We start from the raw sequence: 16,156 nt of genomic DNA, 5'->3' as shown, positions 1-16,156 counted from the left end.
TGTTACCATAAAGCATTTTGATATCTTTCTGAGGTAAATCCTCCACGATGACCATTGCCACTGCCAAAATAGAAAAACATCGCAATAAAATAAGCCATAAAACCTAAATATAAAATCTGCCGAGTTCGGTCTTTTACTGCATACACCAAATTACTCAGGCAAAACATCGTGAGAAAAAACATGTACGCGCCCGGAAGCCGAACCGCAAATATTTCATTAGACCTGAAAAAATAAAACAAAGCCAGTCCAAAAACAGCCAAATTCCTCATATACTCGTACCACCAAACCTCTTCGCAACCTTCTTTGTCATATTTAATTAAAATTACAATAAATAGTAATTTCACCAAATCATTCAACCCAGTTTCCACCTGCGTTCCGTAATATCTATCGTCCAAATAACCGGTGTATGCTCCGGAAATATCTTGCGGAGTTAATGATCCGAAAAACTCGCCTCCCAAGCGATAAAGTTCTAAAGGAGAGGTCAATAAAGCGACAATAAGAACCCAAAAAATTCTTTTGCTGTTCATTGGAATTTTCACAAGCCAATAAGCCGGCAAAAACACGATCGAAGTTTTATGAAAGCCCAAAGCGATATACATACACAGCAAAAACATCGGTAAATTGCGCTCTTTAATAAATTTAAAAGAAGCCACACACACCGCAATTCCCAGACCTTGCCGCATTTGCCCCGCATCTTCGAAAAACATAATCGGCATAAAATAGAATAGCAATGAAAGTGTAGGAAAAGCCGAATTTTTATAAATCGCTGTGAACTTTAAAGTTACCGTAATGAGCGCCATCACAAAAGTTACAATGTAAAAAGGCATCCCAAAATCAAAAATAATTTTGTTAATGAGCACGAAAATCCATTCGATTTCTTCCGTATTGGGACGGAAGAGTGCCTTATCCAGAACGTCGCCATAATCGGTATAGATAGCAAATCCCGAAAAGAGGGCTTTATAAACCGGATAATCCGCACCGACATTGATTCGGAAACCAACCGCCACGACGACCAAAATGCCGGCAATCCACGTGAAAATACTTTGTTTTTTTTCTAACCTGAAAATCTCCCAATAACTCGCCACCACCAGAAACAAGAAAATCATTGTAAAAATTGGATGTAGTATCGGCATTTATGGGTTTTGTGTTTTTATAATAATTTCCTGATCAAACGCTCTTGCCCAAAGAAATATAAAAGGTAAAAAATCTTTTTCTTCACCGGCAAATATAGCAGATAATTCTTTCCGAAACGCTTATAACACAATATTTCTGTCAAAGAAATTTGCTTTTCAGTTCTAAATTTTTTCAGCGCTAAGGAAAGCTCCCGGTAGACCTCATCATTTTTCACAAAAGCCAAATAAGCCAAATACGTGTAGATCCCTTCTAAAATCTGAAAATTTTTAAGCCCATTTTTCTCACCTGCATACTGCGATTTTTCGAAAGCAATTTCCACATCTTCTACAGCGTGAAGGATGTCTAACCCTTTCTCGGTGTGGGTTTTCGAGATCGATTCACTTCTTTCCAGATATTGGTAATGGTAATTTTCGGTGTGAGCAACCACTTTGCAATTCAGCAAAAGTTGCGGAATCAGTTGAATATCTTCAAAATGAACTCCTTTTTTAAACCTTTTTTGATTGAATAATTCTGCTTTGAAAATCTTATTGCAGGCAAAATAACTTAAATCCGAAAACACCGAAAAATTTTCGCGAAGGAAAATTTTTTCAGGCATGTTCGGGATTTGTGGCAACTTCCGGATTATTTTTCCTTTTTCATTTACTTTTTGAAGGTTACAGATCACCATTTCGGCTTCATGTTTTTTGGCCAAATGGTACATTTCCTCGAACATCGTCGTCGAAACCTCATCGTCGCTATCTACAAATCCGAAATATTCACCTTTTGCTTGAGCAATTCCGAAATTTCTGGCATCACTTAACCCGCCATTTTCTTTTATAAAAACTTTAATTTTTGAAGGAAAATCCCTTTGAAATTCATCAATAATTTCCTGAGAGTGATCGGTACTTCCATCATTTACCACTAAAATTTCGATTTCCTGCAAAGTTTGATTAACCAAAGAATACAAACATTTCCTTAGGTAATTTTCAACATTATAAACCGGAACAATCACCGAAATTTTAATCATTTGAAAGTACTTTTTTGTAGAGATAATAATCTTTCCCAATCGGCCTAATTTCATAAATTCTCCTCAAAATTTCGGGCGCATTTCGATGGATTTCCGCAATCGGATATTTTCGAACCAATCGATATCGCCCTTCAAAATAGGATTGATCTTCAGGTTTCATTGCGTAGTAACTTTTCCCATCACCAGGTTGATATTTTACAGTCAAAATATAATCCGGCTGGAAATCTCTGACAGAATTCATCCACCAAAATTTTTCATCCTTCAACATTTCATCAGTAATTTTTTCATTCACCAAACCAACTTCATCATAAGTATACAGTCCAGTAAAGAAAGGAATAATTCCCGCAGGTTCGAGGAAAATAGATTGTTCCAAAGGCGCATCGCTTCGACCAATTTCACGCGCAATTTGCATTCTTTGCGAATCTTCCATATAACCGATTGTAAATGATTGCAGCAGTTGAAAAACGTATAATCCAATTATTAAAATGAAAACAGAAGGCGCCAAAATACGCTTCGGAAGCGGCAAATAACTCAACAAAAAATAGATCACTCCGGCAAAAAGGAAAACTCTCGGCAACCAATAATACCAATCGAAATACGCTTTCATAAAGGCAAAAACAGTGATTTTCAACAATGCAAAAGCGATTACAGCAAGCAAAATAATTTTGGTTTTAGGAGAAATTCGGCATTGATCCTGAATAATTTTCCGCAGAACAAATCCCAGAAAAACCAAAAATCCGAGAAAAAACAGCAACGTAAAAAGCGAATATTTCTTGATTAAACCGCCGTAATATGCCCATTGATAAAGCAAAAACTCAATGCTATTGTTTTGTGCTAAATTTTTATATGCGATTTTTTTTGCGGTAATCGTGTGGTTCACCAACTCGCCAAAATACATCCAATTGAAAGCAACCACGGTGACCATTCCTAAAAATCCGCCCAAAATGAATGCAAAATTGATTTTCTTTCTGATGATAAAATCCGCGATGAAGATCACGCCAAGGAAAATCACCGCGTCAATTCTGGTCCAAAGCAGTAAAATCGGGAAGAGAATAAATGCCCAATTTTTTCTTTTGTAAAGGCCAAAATAGAGCAAAGCATTGTACAAAAAAAACAGAATTCCGTATTCCATTCCCAAACAAGAAGCGGTGATGGCGGGAGGAACCATATTTAAGAAAACCACAAATAAAGCGCGATTCAGTTTGTTTTTTCTAAAAAGAATCTTCGCCAACCACCACGATCCGATGAAGAATAAAATACAACTAAAAATTAAAAGCGGATAAATGAAAAAATCGTCAAACGCCAATTGAAAAATTGTCGAAATCAGCACGTACAAATGCGTTGTAGAAGCTGAAATCCGTTCTTCACCATTGAAACCAATCACTCCATAATCGAGCAAATTTCTCGCAACGCGCCAAGTAATGAAAGAATCTTCTTGAATATGTTTTGCAAAGAAAACAGGAACCTTCAAGATGATCGTGAAAATCATCAAAAAATACGGATTTAATAAAAATTTGGGTAGCTGTTTATCCATCAATGAAACAATCTGATTTTCAATATTTTAACTCAATTTCATCAAATCAACTTTTCATGAAACGCTTATCGAGTCGGCCGCGTTTTGCTTCTTCATATTCTAACCTCGAACAAGGAATGAGATTTTGTGGATTTTCATCTACTCCAAAATACCATAATCCGCTGAAACTATCGCGCTGAAAGGCATACTCGCCATCATCAATCATTACCCAAAATGTTTCGAATTGACGCTCTTTCGGGTGCGATTTCTGGATATTAATTCCTTCTATTAAATGCCAAATCATTTGTGCCAAAAGTTGGTGATTCAAAAACTCATGAGAATACACATTGAAATTAAAAATCCCGACTGATTTCAGGTTTTCGCTCAACCCAATTTCTTTCATGTAAGCGCAAATTTCCCTTTTATTCAAGCCATTTATTTGTGGATTTATCGAAAAACCATCGCCCATACTTTCCACGGCATCACAATTTACAGTCACCAAATCTGCACGACGGAAAAACGGTTCTGTTTTCTCGGTTGAATTCATCATTTCGGCAAGTCTGATGATTTCAAACTCTACTTCTTTCATCAATTTCACTGAATCCAATTCGTTCAAATGCTTTTGATAGCCGAGATGGTGATAATTTTTAATGCTGAAATTTTTAGAACTTAAAATTTTAGACAAGAAATTCAGATCCGAAATATATTCGCCTTCATTGATCAAAGAAATAATATTCGAAATTTGTGTATAATTAATATTTTTCTGATGAAAATTTAAAGCTGAAAAAAGCGAAAAAGAAAGATCGTTGCTTCCACCGATGATTACGGGAATGGCATTTTTGTAATGACATATCGAAAGCAATTCCTGCAAAATATAGTGAGTATCCTGATGCGAACGCCCAGAAATAAGGTCGCCTAAATCGCAAATCGGAACCTCAAAATCGAGTTTTGAAAGCCGGTACAGTTCTTTTCTAATGGTTACAAAATCTTGGATTTCAGCGTTTCCGTTTTTTACACCTCGATAATCTGAACAAAAAATAAGCACAATTCCATTTTCTTTGATTTCTTGCGAAATGATATTGCCGAGTTGCCATTTTTCGGTTTTGAATTCTTTGGGCGGAATCATGAGATCTTCGATGTTCATATCTGAGAAAATAATTTGTATTAAATTAAAATGAAAATGAAACAAAAGTAACAAAAAAAGCACAACCAAAAGATTGTGCTATGAGGTAAAGTTCCAAATAACTTATTCTTTGATGATTTTCTTGGTTACCGCTTCACCATTTTCCATGATGATTTTTACGAGATAGAAACCTTTTTGCAGTTTCGGTGCGGAAACTTTTCCGGAATTCACCTTGCCGCTTTGAACAAGTTTTCCGCTGATGTCGTAAATTTCAAATTGTTCAGCATTCGGACTATTGATGTAAAACTCGTCTTTAAAAGGGTTCGGATAAGTCTGTAAATCTGCGGTTTTCGGCTTTGGAATATTGTCGTATCCGGTATCCAATGTTCCTGAATCCCTAACCACTGGAGCTCCCAGAAGTCTTTTTTCATCTTTAGCGCATCTCACACTCATTGCGGCTTGCGGATAAGCACCGGTTGCAGTTTGCATCTTGCTTCCCTGAAATTCCATTGCCAGCGCAAAACCTGTGTTCATATCTGCTAACGAAGCGGTCCACACACCGGATCTTTCCATAGAGATTTTATTGGATCCCAATTCTCCGCGGATTCCGTCTTTAGGGAAATTTCCAATTTGGAAAGAAGAAGTTTCAAATTTCCATCCGTTGCTACTGTCAGTTGTCCCTCCGTAATACGTATTCACATCATGCCATTGATCTTGAATTACACCAGGTTTTCCATAAGCATCAGTATGAGAACCGTTGTACCAGGGTGAATTTCCTTTAGAACCTGAGTATAAATTGGTAAGTGAAACATCGGGAACTCGCCAACCTTCGGGACAAGGATCGAAGGGTGATTTTTCCGTTCCGTGTCCCCAACGATTTTCGGCATCGGCTCTGTCATCAGAAACCCAATCATTGATTTTTGTTAAATCATTCGCGGCGTGATTTCCACCATCATAAAGCATTCCCAAAACATTATGATACATGAAAGAAAGTGGATTTTCTACGGAATATTTAATATGCGCTCTTATTTTTTTATGATAAATAGAATTATTGGAGCTGTAAATATCGTAGTTCACTGTATAATTAGCTTCGTAATTTGTCCCATTGATCGTTTTTTGGGAAACTCCACTATCAAGATAAATATTTTGTTTGTTTGTTCCCAAGAAGTTTGGCAACGGATCTTTTCTTCCCCATTGATAATGTAAACCATTTGCCAGACCTGAATTCAAATTGTTGCTTTCCGCACCTAAATTCCTATCCATAAAAGTAGTTTTTAATGGAGGAAGATTACTCTGTGTCGCATTCACAAAATTATATGCTACCGCTACCGGATCCTCTGTAATGTAAGTAACAGTATTAATTGTAGGATCACTTATTGGTACCCAAATATGCCAACTCCATAGAACAGGATCCTCCTTGCTTCCGTTATGAAGGGAAATTACTGCGTTGCCGGATTCGTTTGGATTTATTTGAACATTAATAACCGAATTTCTTGCGTCAGAAGGGTTTTTAATGATACTAACTCCGCTGATGAGTTGGGCATTTGTACTCCAATTCACTTTAGCGACCAAATTGTTGTATGCAGGCATTTCGTGATCAGTAAGAATTTGGTTGTACACCGAAAACGCTTTACTCACAGGAATTTGCAGATTATTTTGATTTACCAGAACGTACGAATTAGGATTGTTTAAACCGGTTTGGAAATCTTCTTTCTGGTTGATAAAATATTGTGTTGCGAAATCTCCGATTTTGCTCATATTCGGATCTCTCATACATTTCACTGCATTTCCTGCTTTGGTAGGATTGGTTTGATGGTTATAGATCGCATGGAGTCCCACTGAAGTATGTGTTGTAACCGGATCTGAAATCATTGAAAAAATCCGTGCTCCCTCATAACCGAATGTTGCACTCCACAAACCTCCATTGGCTGTTGTATCCTGAAAATTAACGCCCACCGGTGCGTTCGGAGAAACCGAATTGGGATAAAAAACATAAGCACCTGAAATACTCAGAAGTCCTAAATTTCGGTTTCCGGATTGTGCGTTGGTAAAATCCATTCCTAAACCAGGATAAACTTTGATTCCATTTAAATTTGGATTGATCGCGTCCGGGAAAAGCTGTCTTTTTGTTGGATTAATATCATCATTATTCCAGTCTTTATTTCCGAAAAATGCCAAGTTATTCACCGACGCTTCGCGACCATAATAAGACGGGATACGCCATCCGTTCGGACAAGGATCCATTTCGGATTTTAATTCATAAGATCGGCTGTCCATTTTAACCGCTGAATTCGAACTGTTTGCATGGCTATATTTCCCCTTTGCATTATCCGACCATAAATCCCATGTGACATAATCGTAAGTTCCTCCCGCAATTTTATATCTGCTACTTGAAAACCAATTTCCGGTAGCTTCAGTATTAATGATATAATTGAGGGGATTATTTACCGCATACTGAATATTTTTCTCGATTTGATCATAAGGTCTTACCTGAACAGGAATTGTATTGATCTGATCAATCTGTATATGCTTCAAAACCCCAACTTCGCCGGAGATTTCATAGAAACTATTGTCTTTGTAAACCAGTGGCGGAAACGGATCTTTGCGGCCCCATTCATACATTAATCCTCCGGATTTTTGCCAATCATTTTCAAGAAAACTACCACTTACTGCTCCCAAATTTCTGTCCATATACTGAACGGTTATCGGATTTCCATCAATATCAGTTTCAGTTCCTTGAGAGTATGCAATTCCATTTTCAGGGTTATCGGTTACCCAAATATGCCAACTCCAGTAAATGGTACCATCCACTTTGAAAGCAACTACAGCATTACCTTTTCCTTTAGCCTTGTTCACTTCCACTTTAATTTTAGAAGAAGAAGAATTTTCTCCAGGCACAATAGTTACGTTTTCGATTAGTCCCGGAACATCTTCCCAGTACAACGATGCAGTTTGAATTCCTTGAGGAATCGGAGTTGCCGATCCGTTGGTTTTCAAATACTCATAATTCGCCCACATTTCATAGGCCTTTTTAACCGGAATCTCTATTCCCCCATAATTCTGGGATTTGGCGAGTTCTAAGTCGTAGATATAACTGTTTGGAGCTTTAGAATAGTTCTGAGTTTGCGAATACGCCAAGCCTGCCAAACAACACCATACTAAGACATTAATTTTTATCATTCGTTAAATAAATTTACAAGGTTAATACTGTAAATTTTTTAACATCGTTTGTGTGATAAATTCTTCTAAATCATTTGTGTTTGGAGGATCATTTGTGCGGGGCAAAAATAACAAAAACAAGTGATAAAAATCTTAATTTACTGATATTCATGTAATTTAACATTTTTATTAAAAATTTTTCAATGATGGAAATTCTGATATTTTTAAGCTAAAACACAGTTATAACCGTAATTTCTTAATAATCTACAAAATCAAATATTTGATTAATATTATTAACCCAATCATTACAAACTATTAAAAACACTAAATTTTATACTATTTAAAACCGCTGAACATCAGAAACGTTACCAATTATGACATTTTTATTCTAAATAAAAAAAACTTGTCATTAATAAAATGACAAGTTCAGGAAATTTGCTATAAAACGCTGATTATTTTTTCTTTACGACCGTTTTTTTGGCTGCAGCTTTCTTGGGAGTTGCTTTTTTGGGAGCTGCTTTTTTGGGCTTTTCTTTGAAAGCATTTTTATCTTGGGCTGTAATCCATTTTTTTACCTCATCCAAAGAAACTTCTGCCAATTCTTCAGCGGTATATTTTTCATCTTTTTTGTTTTTCGGAATTTTAAACATCGATTTCCCGAATTTGATGAAAGGTCCCCATCTTCCGTTTTCAATAGAAATTTTTTCATTTTCCCACTGCTGAATGTAGCGATTAGCTTCTTTCTCTAGCTTCGCCTCGATCAGTTCGTTGATGTCATTTTGAGAAAGATTATCGAAATCATAACGCTTAGGAACATTGATGAAAAGAGACTGATATTTAATAAACGGCCCAAATCTTCCGGTTCCTTTGGTTACCGGCTCGCCTTTGTAAGTAGCGATTGGCGCATCTGCGATTTTTTTCTCGTTAATGATTTCTTCTGCTCTTTCCTGAGTAATCGAAAGCGGTTCTTCACCTCGCGGAATGCTGATGAATGTATCTCCCCATTTCACATACGGCCCGAATCTACCAACTCCCACAGACACCGGAAGCCCATCATACTCTTTTAAATCAAACGGAACTTTGAACAATTCCAAAGCCTCTTCCAGAGTAATTGTGGCGATGTTTTGCGAGGCCATCAAACTCGCGAAAATTGGTTTTTCTTCATCGTCTTGTTCGCCGATTTGTACCATCGGACCGAACCTTCCAATTCTGGTGATTACGTTTTTGCCTGTTTTCGGATCTACTCCTAGAATTCTTTCTCCATTAGCTCTTTCCGCGTGTTCTTCAACATCTTCAATTTTCGGGTGGAAATCTTTGTAGAAATTCTGTAATACTTCTTTCCATTTCTCAGATCCGCTGGCGATATCATCGAAATCTTGTTCTACTTTAGCGGTAAATCCGTAATCTAAAATCTCAGCAAAATTTTGGGTTAAAAATTCATTCACCACTTCGCCGATGTCGGTTGGAACAAATTTATTCTTGTCGCCACCAAATTTTTCGATGACAACTTGTTTTTTCACTCCGGTTTTACCCAAAGAAATCTTCATAATTTCTCTTTCCTGCGGCTGAATTTCCCTCTTATCTACATACTCACGGTTCTGAATCGTCTGAATGGTAGGCGCATAAGTTGAAGGTCTTCCGATTCCCAATTCTTCGAGTTTTTTCACCAATCCGGCTTCGGTATATCGCGCGGAAGGTTTGGTAAATTTTTCTGTGGCTTCTATTTTTTTATAATTTAAAACTTCACCGATTTTCACTTTCGGCAAAAGCTTTTCGTTGTTTTCTTCGTCGTCATCTTCGGTTTTTGTAATTCCGTACACTTTAAGGAAACCATCGAAAACTATGACTTCACCTTGCGCTTCGAAATGTTGCGGAAGTTTCGGATTTCCGATTTCAATAACGGTTTTTTCAATTTTGGCATTCGCCATTTGGCTGGCCAATGTTCTTTTATAAATTAATTGATATAATTTATTAAGTTGTTCATCTCCAATTTTTCTCACCGAAAAATCGGTCGGACGAATCGCCTCGTGAGCTTCTTGTGCAGACGCTGATTTTGTGGTGAAATTTCGCGGATTGGAATATTCATCACCAAACTCCGAAACAATATATGTTTTCGCCGCGTTAATCGCATCTTGAGAAAGGTTCACGGAATCGGTTCTCATATAGGTAATGTACCCTTCTTCGTACAATCTTTGCGCAACTCTCATCGTGGTCGTCACACCATATCCAAGGCGATTACTCGCTTCCTGTTGCAAAGTGGATGTCGTAAAAGGTGCTGAAGCAGAACGCGTTCCAGGTTTTGTTTCTACATTCAGAACTTTGAATTCTGTGTTTTGGGATTGAAGAAGAAAATCTTCCGCTTCCTTTTCTTTAGCAAAATCTTTTTTCAGTTTTGCGGCAATTTCCTGCTGATTTTCATTTAAGAAAACACCCTCTACCTTAAAACTCGATTTGGGCTCAAAGGCTCTTATTTCCAGTTCTCGTTCCACCACCAAACGCACTGCGACGGATTGAACGCGACCGGCAGAAAGTCCGGGTTTAACTTTTTTCCAGAGGACAGGCGACATTTCGAACCCAACAACCCGATCTAAAATTCTTCTCGCTTGTTGCGCATCCACTAAATTTTGGTCAATTTTTCGTGGATTTTCAACTGCTTTTAAAATAGCATTTTTGGTAATTTCATGAAAAACGATTCTTTTCGTATTCTCATCTTTTAATTTTAATTCTTGAGCAAGATGCCACGCAATTGCTTCACCTTCGCGATCTTCATCGGAAGCTAGCCAAACCATGTCGGTTTTTTTTACTGCTGCTTTCAGTTCGGCAACCAATTTCTTTTTATCAGGAGAAACTTCATATTCGGGGGTGAACGTAGCTAAGTTGATTCCCATTCCTTTTTTAGGTAAATCTCGGATATGCCCGAAACTGGATTTCACTTCAAAATCTTTCCCTAAATACTTTTGAATGGTTTTCGCTTTTGCAGGAGACTCTACAATGACTAGATTTTTTGACATCAAGAAAATTTTTGCAAAAGTAGGAATTTTTAGTTATAATAGAATTTTAGGTGATTTTTCTACTTTATTCCATTTCTTAAAGCACAAAAAAGTTTTCATTTTCCAAGGTTTTAATCATCGAATATAAAATCTTGAAAACATTGATAAATCCTTAAATACTGAGCACGAACGCTTTAAAAATAAAGCCCGAGATTCGTTCTGTTTTTTTTCCTTAAAAATCATTATATTCGCAAACTTAATAAACCCAAGATCATTCTTATAGAACTGACTGAAAATGAATAAGTTTACCGAATATAAAAATCTAGACCTCACGGCGATTGCTGATGAAGTTTCAAAATTTTGGAATACTCACGAAACCTTTAAGAAATCAGTAGAAACCCGCGCCGGAAAACCGGAATATGTGTTCTACGAAGGACCACCTTCTGCCAACGGAATGCCGGGAATTCACCACGTGATGGCAAGAGCGCTGAAAGATATTTTCTGCCGATACCAAACCCAAAACGGAAAACAAGTTTTTCGAAAAGCTGGTTGGGATACTCACGGTTTGCCAATAGAATTGGGCGTTGAGAAAGAATTGGGCATTACCAAAGAAGACATTGGGAAGAAAATTTCGGTCGAAGAATACAATCAGGCTTGTAGAAACGCGGTGATGCGCTACACCGATGTTTGGAACGATTTGACGGAAAAAATCGGTTATTGGGTAGATCTCGAAGATCCATATATCACCTACGAGCCTAAATATATGGAAACCGTTTGGTGGCTTTTGAAGCAACTTTACGACAAAAAATTATTGTACAAAGGTTACACCATTCAGCCGTACTCTCCTGCTGCAGGAACAGGTTTGAGCTCCCATGAACTCAACCAACCGGGAACATATCGTGATGTTTCCGACACCACTGTTGTTGCCCAGTTTAAAGTAAAAAAATTGAGTGATACGCTACGATCTAAAATCTCGAATCTTGGATCTAAAATAAACACCGATGAAATTGCAGGTGCTACTTGTGGTGGTGTTAATCATTGGGCTGAATTTGACAAAGAAAATCTACTGCCAATCCACATTTTAGCATGGACGACAACTCCTTGGACTTTACCTTCCAACACCGCTTTAGCAGTTGGACGGGATATTGAATATGTTTTGGTGAAAACCTTTAATCAATATACTTTCGAGCCCATTAACATCATTCTTGCGAAAGTTCTTTTGGAGAAAAATTTTGGTAAAAAATACGCATTGGGAACTGATGAAGATTTCCAAAACTACTCATCAGAATCCAAAGTTATTCCATATCAAATCTTAGCCGAATTCACCGGCGAAGATCTTGCCGGAACCGAATATGAGCAACTGATTCCTTGGTTTTTGCCGGCAGAAAATCCTGAATCAAGCGAAGCGTATCTTGACCGAAGGGAAAAAAATGCTTTCAGAGTAATCATTGGAGATTTCGTTACGACTGAAGACGGAACCGGAATTGTACATATCGCGCCAACTTTTGGTGCAGACGATGCCCGTGTTGCAAAAGAAAACGGAATTTCACCAATGCTCATTAAAGACGAAAACGACAATCTCGTTCCTTTGGTGGATTTGCAAGGGAAATTCATTAAAGGCGGAAACACTCCGGAATTATTTGCCGGAAAATATATTAAAAACGAATATTACAACGCAGGAACCGCTCCGGAAAAATCTTGGGACGTGGAACTTGCCATTCTTCTAAAAACTGAAAACAAAGCCTTTAAAGTTGAAAAATATGTTCACAGCTATCCGCATTGCTGGAGAACCGATAAACCTGTTTTGTATTATCCATTGGATTCTTGGTTCGTGAAAATGACCGCGGTGAAAAACCGTTTGGTAGAACTCAACGAAACCATCAACTGGAAACCTAAATCCACAGGTGAAGGTAGATTTGCCAACTGGCTCGAAAATGTAAATGATTGGAATCTTTCGCGATCCAGATATTGGGGAATCCCGCTTCCGATTTGGCGTAGCGAGGATTTGAAAGAAGAAATCATCATCGGTTCGGTGGAAGAACTGATGAACGAAATCCAAAAATCGATCGAGGCAGGTTTGATGAAAACGAACCCTTTCGAAGGTTTTGAAACCGGTAACATGTCGGAGGAAAACTATGCGAAAATTGATTTGCATAAGAACATTGTGGATGAAATTATTTTGGTTTCAGATTCCGGAAAACCGATGAAACGCGAATCCGATCTTATCGATGTGTGGTTCGACTCCGGTTCGATGCCTTACGCACAATTGCATTATCCATTTGAGAATAAAGAACTTATCGACAACAAAAAAGCATTTCCTGCCGATTTTATTGCGGAAGGAGTTGACCAAACAAGAGGTTGGTTTTACACACTTCACGCGATTGCAACTTCTGTTTTCGATTCAGTTGCTTATAAAAATGTGATGTCGAATGGTTTGGTGTTGGACAAAAACGGACAGAAAATGTCAAAACGCCTTGGAAACGCGGTAGATCCTTTCGAAACGCTAAAAAAATATGGTCCCGATGCAACGCGTTGGTATATGATTTCGAATGCAAATCCTTGGGAAAATTTAAAATTTGATGTAGAAGGAATTGATGAAGTGCGCAGAAAATTCTTCGGAACCTTGTACAATACCTATTCGTTCTTCGCGCTTTATGCGAATGTGGACGGATTTAATTATTCCGAAAAAGATATTGAAAACCGTCCGGAAATCGACAGATGGATTCTTTCTGAACTGAATCTTTTGGTAAAAGATGTTACCGAATTTTACAATGATTACGAACCAACAAAAGTTGCAAGAGCGATAAACAATTTTGTGAATGACAACTTAAGTAATTGGTATGTAAGACTTTGCAGAAGACGTTTCTGGAAAGGAGATTATTCCGAAGACAAAATTTCGGCATACCAAACCTTGTACACTTGTCTGGAAACGATTGCTAAAATTTCGGCACCGATTGCTCCGTTTTTCATGGATCAACTCTTCCAGGATTTGAACAAAATTACCGGAAAAGATGAAGCTGAATCTGTGCATTTAACGAATTTCCCGGTTGCTGATGAAAGTTTGATTGATCAGGATTTGGTAGAAAAAACGCATTTGGCGCAACAAATTACTTCCATGGTTTTCTCTTTAAGAAAGAAAGAAAATATCAAAGTTCGTCAACCTTTGCAAAAAGTGATGATCCCTGTTTTGGATTCGAAAACGGAAGCTCAGATTGTAGCAGTTTCGGAACTCATAAAACAAGAAGTTAATGTAAAAGAATTGGTTCTCATCAATGCTGATGAAGCTTCGCACTTGATTGTGAAACAAATCAAACCGAATTTCAAAACACTAGGTTCAAGACTCGGAAAAGATATGAAAACTGTTGGAACGGAAATTTCTAATTTGAGTTCTGATGAAATTTCAGCGCTGGAAAAAGACGGAAAAATGACCATTCAAGGTTATGAAATCACCACAGATGATGTAGAAATTTTCACCAAAGATATTCCGGGATGGACTGTTGCCAACGAAGGGAAAATGACTGTGGCATTAGATTTGACAATAACCGATGACTTAAAAGCGGAAGGAATCGCGAGAGAATTCATCAATAGAGTTCAGAACATCCGAAAAGATAAAGATTTTGAGCTAACAGACAGAATTTCAATTCAATTAGAAGCCAACTCGCCTTTCGAAAAAGAACTTATTAACAATCGTGCATATATTTCGGAAGAAGTATTGTCAGATAAAATAGAAATTGTAAATTCACTTTCAAATTTTGATGAAATTGAAATTGACGACGTGAAATTTAAATTAGTGGTAAACAAAGTTTGATGTTAACAGAGAATTAATGCAGAATCCGAAATTCTTCATCCTCCCAAAAAACACAAACGATTTCAAACAAAAAAAACATGGCAGAAGAAAGACAACGTTACAGCGATAGTGATCTGAAAGAGTTTAAAGAACTTATTCAGCAAAAAATAGAAAAAGCAGAAAAAGATTTAATGCTGATTAGAGAAAGTTTCATCAATGACCAAAATAATGGAACGGATGATACTTCCCCAACCTTCAAAGCATTTGAAGAAGGTGCAGAAACCCTGAGTAAAGAGCAAAATGCGATTTTGGCCGGAAGACAGGAGAAATTTGTGCGCGATTTGAAAAATGCACTCATCCGTATTGAAAACAAAACGTACGGAATCTGCAGAGTAACCGGAAAACTCATCGGGAAAGACCGATTGAGGGCGGTTCCACATGCGACTTTGAGCATCGAAGCAAAGAATTTACAAAGATAATATTGTACATTGTACCCACTAAATTGTGCAAGGCGCCCTGTTTTTCAAAGAACACGGTACCTTGTACATTTTATATGTTATAAAAACTGAAAAATGGAATCATTAGTCGTTCATCCAAAAAACCAAATGGAGCTCAATGCCTTAAAAAGCACGCTAAAGGAAATGGGAATCCTGTTTGAAAAATTTCACACCAGAAACACAAAAACCGCTCCTAATCAAGACGTAAAAGTTGCTCCGAGAAAAGAATCGAAACCTGCGAGAAATTTTAAAGACAAACCAAAGAAAGATCTGTAATGAAGAAGATTGCCATCATCACCATCATCATCTTATTAATCGATCAGATCTCCAAATTCTATATCAAAACGCATTTCCAACTGGGCGAAAGCGTGGATGTATTTCCTGGTTTTAAACTTACTTTCGTAGAAAATCCGGGAATGGCTTACGGTTTTCATTTCGGTGGGTTAATCGGTAAATATTTCCTGGTCATTGTAAGAATATTCTTAATCGGTGGAATGATTTATCTTTTCAGAAAATGGCTGAAAGAAGGCGCTTCCAACTACCTCATCATCCCGATGGCTATAATTTTCGCCGGTGCAATTGGAAACCTGATCGACGGAATGTTCTATGGAATGATCTTCGACAGCGGAACTGTTTTCGACGAAAGTGTAGGAAGATGGATCGATTACGGCGGTGTCTCGAAAGTAGTAGAATTCGGGAATGGATATTCAACTTTCATGAAAGGTTGCGTGGTTGATATGCTGCATTTTCCCCTTGTAAACTGGAACGTACCGGAAAGTTGGCCATTGATTGGTGGTAAACATATTGAGTTTTTCAAATACATCTTTAATGTTGCAGATTCTGCAATTACCGTCGGTGGAATTTTACTGCTGATTTTCAGAAAGAAAGCATTTCCGGATGGATTTGAACTTTAAGAAAACATTTAATCATATTTGAAACTTCAGCCA

General features: G+C 37.5%; 10 protein-coding genes. 4 read left to right on the top strand and 6 right to left on the bottom strand.

The annotated features are described in order from the left end of the window. Positions 1–2 precede the first annotated feature (2 nt). From H0S70_RS12275 to topA, 6 genes are all read right to left on the bottom strand, one after another. Positions 3–1,133, bottom strand: coding sequence for an EpsG family protein (locus H0S70_RS12275; RefSeq protein WP_228453743.1), 1,131 nt, complete (start codon positions 1,131–1,133; stop codon positions 3–5). A gap of 17 nt (positions 1,134–1,150) precedes the next feature. Further along, complete coding sequence (locus tag H0S70_RS12270) at positions 1,151–2,140, bottom strand: glycosyltransferase family 2 protein (RefSeq protein WP_188321005.1); 990 nt, start codon at positions 2,138–2,140, stop codon at positions 1,151–1,153. Further along, positions 2,133–3,629 carry a hypothetical protein gene (locus H0S70_RS12265; protein ID WP_188321004.1) on the bottom strand — a complete coding sequence of 499 codons (1,497 nt, stop codon included), beginning with the start codon at positions 3,627–3,629 and terminating at the stop codon, positions 2,133–2,135. The genes H0S70_RS12270 and H0S70_RS12265 overlap by 8 nt, the downstream gene beginning before the upstream one ends. Positions 3,630–3,720: 91 nt before the next feature. Then, on the bottom strand, positions 3,721–4,797 hold the full coding sequence (locus H0S70_RS12260) for a formimidoylglutamase (protein WP_188321003.1): 1,077 nt from the start codon (positions 4,795–4,797) through the stop codon (positions 3,721–3,723). Between the two features lie 102 nt (positions 4,798–4,899). Beyond that, on the bottom strand, positions 4,900–7,956 hold the full coding sequence (locus H0S70_RS12255; protein WP_188321002.1) for a T9SS type A sorting domain-containing protein: 3,057 nt from the start codon (positions 7,954–7,956) through the stop codon (positions 4,900–4,902). Between the two features lie 431 nt (positions 7,957–8,387). Next, positions 8,388–10,946, bottom strand: a complete 2,559-nt coding sequence (gene topA / locus H0S70_RS12250) for a type I DNA topoisomerase (RefSeq protein WP_123249544.1) — start codon at positions 10,944–10,946, stop codon at positions 8,388–8,390. Between the two features lie 274 nt (positions 10,947–11,220). On the opposite strand from topA, the gene ileS reads away from it, so the two are divergent. The 4 genes from ileS (at position 11,221) to H0S70_RS12230 (ending at position 16,123) form a co-directional block, all read left to right on the top strand. Further along, the gene (ileS, locus tag H0S70_RS12245; protein ID WP_188321001.1) at positions 11,221–14,733 is read left to right on the top strand and encodes an isoleucine--tRNA ligase; all 3,513 of its coding nucleotides are present in this window, start codon (positions 11,221–11,223) and stop codon (positions 14,731–14,733) included. Between the two features lie 77 nt (positions 14,734–14,810). Beyond that, positions 14,811–15,191: a TraR/DksA family transcriptional regulator gene (locus H0S70_RS12240; protein WP_123249546.1), complete on the top strand. Its 381-nt coding sequence runs from the start codon at positions 14,811–14,813 to the stop codon at positions 15,189–15,191. 93 nt (positions 15,192–15,284) lie between these two features. Further along, the gene (locus tag H0S70_RS12235; RefSeq protein WP_188321000.1) at positions 15,285–15,485 is read left to right on the top strand and encodes a hypothetical protein; all 201 of its coding nucleotides are present in this window, start codon (positions 15,285–15,287) and stop codon (positions 15,483–15,485) included. Then, on the top strand, positions 15,485–16,123 hold the full coding sequence (locus tag H0S70_RS12230; RefSeq protein WP_188320999.1) for a lipoprotein signal peptidase: 639 nt from the start codon (positions 15,485–15,487) through the stop codon (positions 16,121–16,123). Before H0S70_RS12235 ends, H0S70_RS12230 begins: the two co-directional genes overlap by 1 nt. Positions 16,124–16,156: the final 33 nt, after the last annotated feature.

The sequence above is a fragment of the Chryseobacterium manosquense genome (genome assembly GCF_014623485.1).
Taxonomy (GTDB): Bacteria; Bacteroidota; Bacteroidia; order Flavobacteriales; family Weeksellaceae; genus Kaistella; species Kaistella haifensis.
This window is presented reverse-complemented; position numbering and strand designations above follow the sequence as displayed.

Bases quoted from the DNA above. Each gene is read 5' to 3' on its own strand.
- H0S70_RS12275 (WP_228453743.1), bottom strand. From the start codon at position 1,133: ATGCCGATACTACATCCAATTTTTACAATGATTTTCTTGTTTCTGGTG.
- H0S70_RS12270 (WP_188321005.1), bottom strand. From the start codon at position 2,140: ATGATTAAAATTTCGGTGATTGTTCCGGTTTATAATGTTGAAAATTAC.
- H0S70_RS12265 (WP_188321004.1), bottom strand. From the start codon at position 3,629: ATGATTTTCACGATCATCTTGAAGGTTCCTGTTTTCTTTGCAAAACAT.
- H0S70_RS12260 (WP_188321003.1), bottom strand. From the start codon at position 4,797: ATGAACATCGAAGATCTCATGATTCCGCCCAAAGAATTCAAAACCGAA.
- H0S70_RS12255 (WP_188321002.1), bottom strand. From the start codon at position 7,956: ATGATAAAAATTAATGTCTTAGTATGGTGTTGTTTGGCAGGCTTGGCG.
- topA (WP_123249544.1), bottom strand. From the start codon at position 10,946: ATGTCAAAAAATCTAGTCATTGTAGAGTCTCCTGCAAAAGCGAAAACC.
- ileS (WP_188321001.1), top strand. From the start codon at position 11,221: ATGAATAAGTTTACCGAATATAAAAATCTAGACCTCACGGCGATTGCT.
- H0S70_RS12240 (WP_123249546.1), top strand. From the start codon at position 14,811: ATGGCAGAAGAAAGACAACGTTACAGCGATAGTGATCTGAAAGAGTTT.
- H0S70_RS12235 (WP_188321000.1), top strand. From the start codon at position 15,285: ATGGAATCATTAGTCGTTCATCCAAAAAACCAAATGGAGCTCAATGCC.
- H0S70_RS12230 (WP_188320999.1), top strand. From the start codon at position 15,485: ATGAAGAAGATTGCCATCATCACCATCATCATCTTATTAATCGATCAG.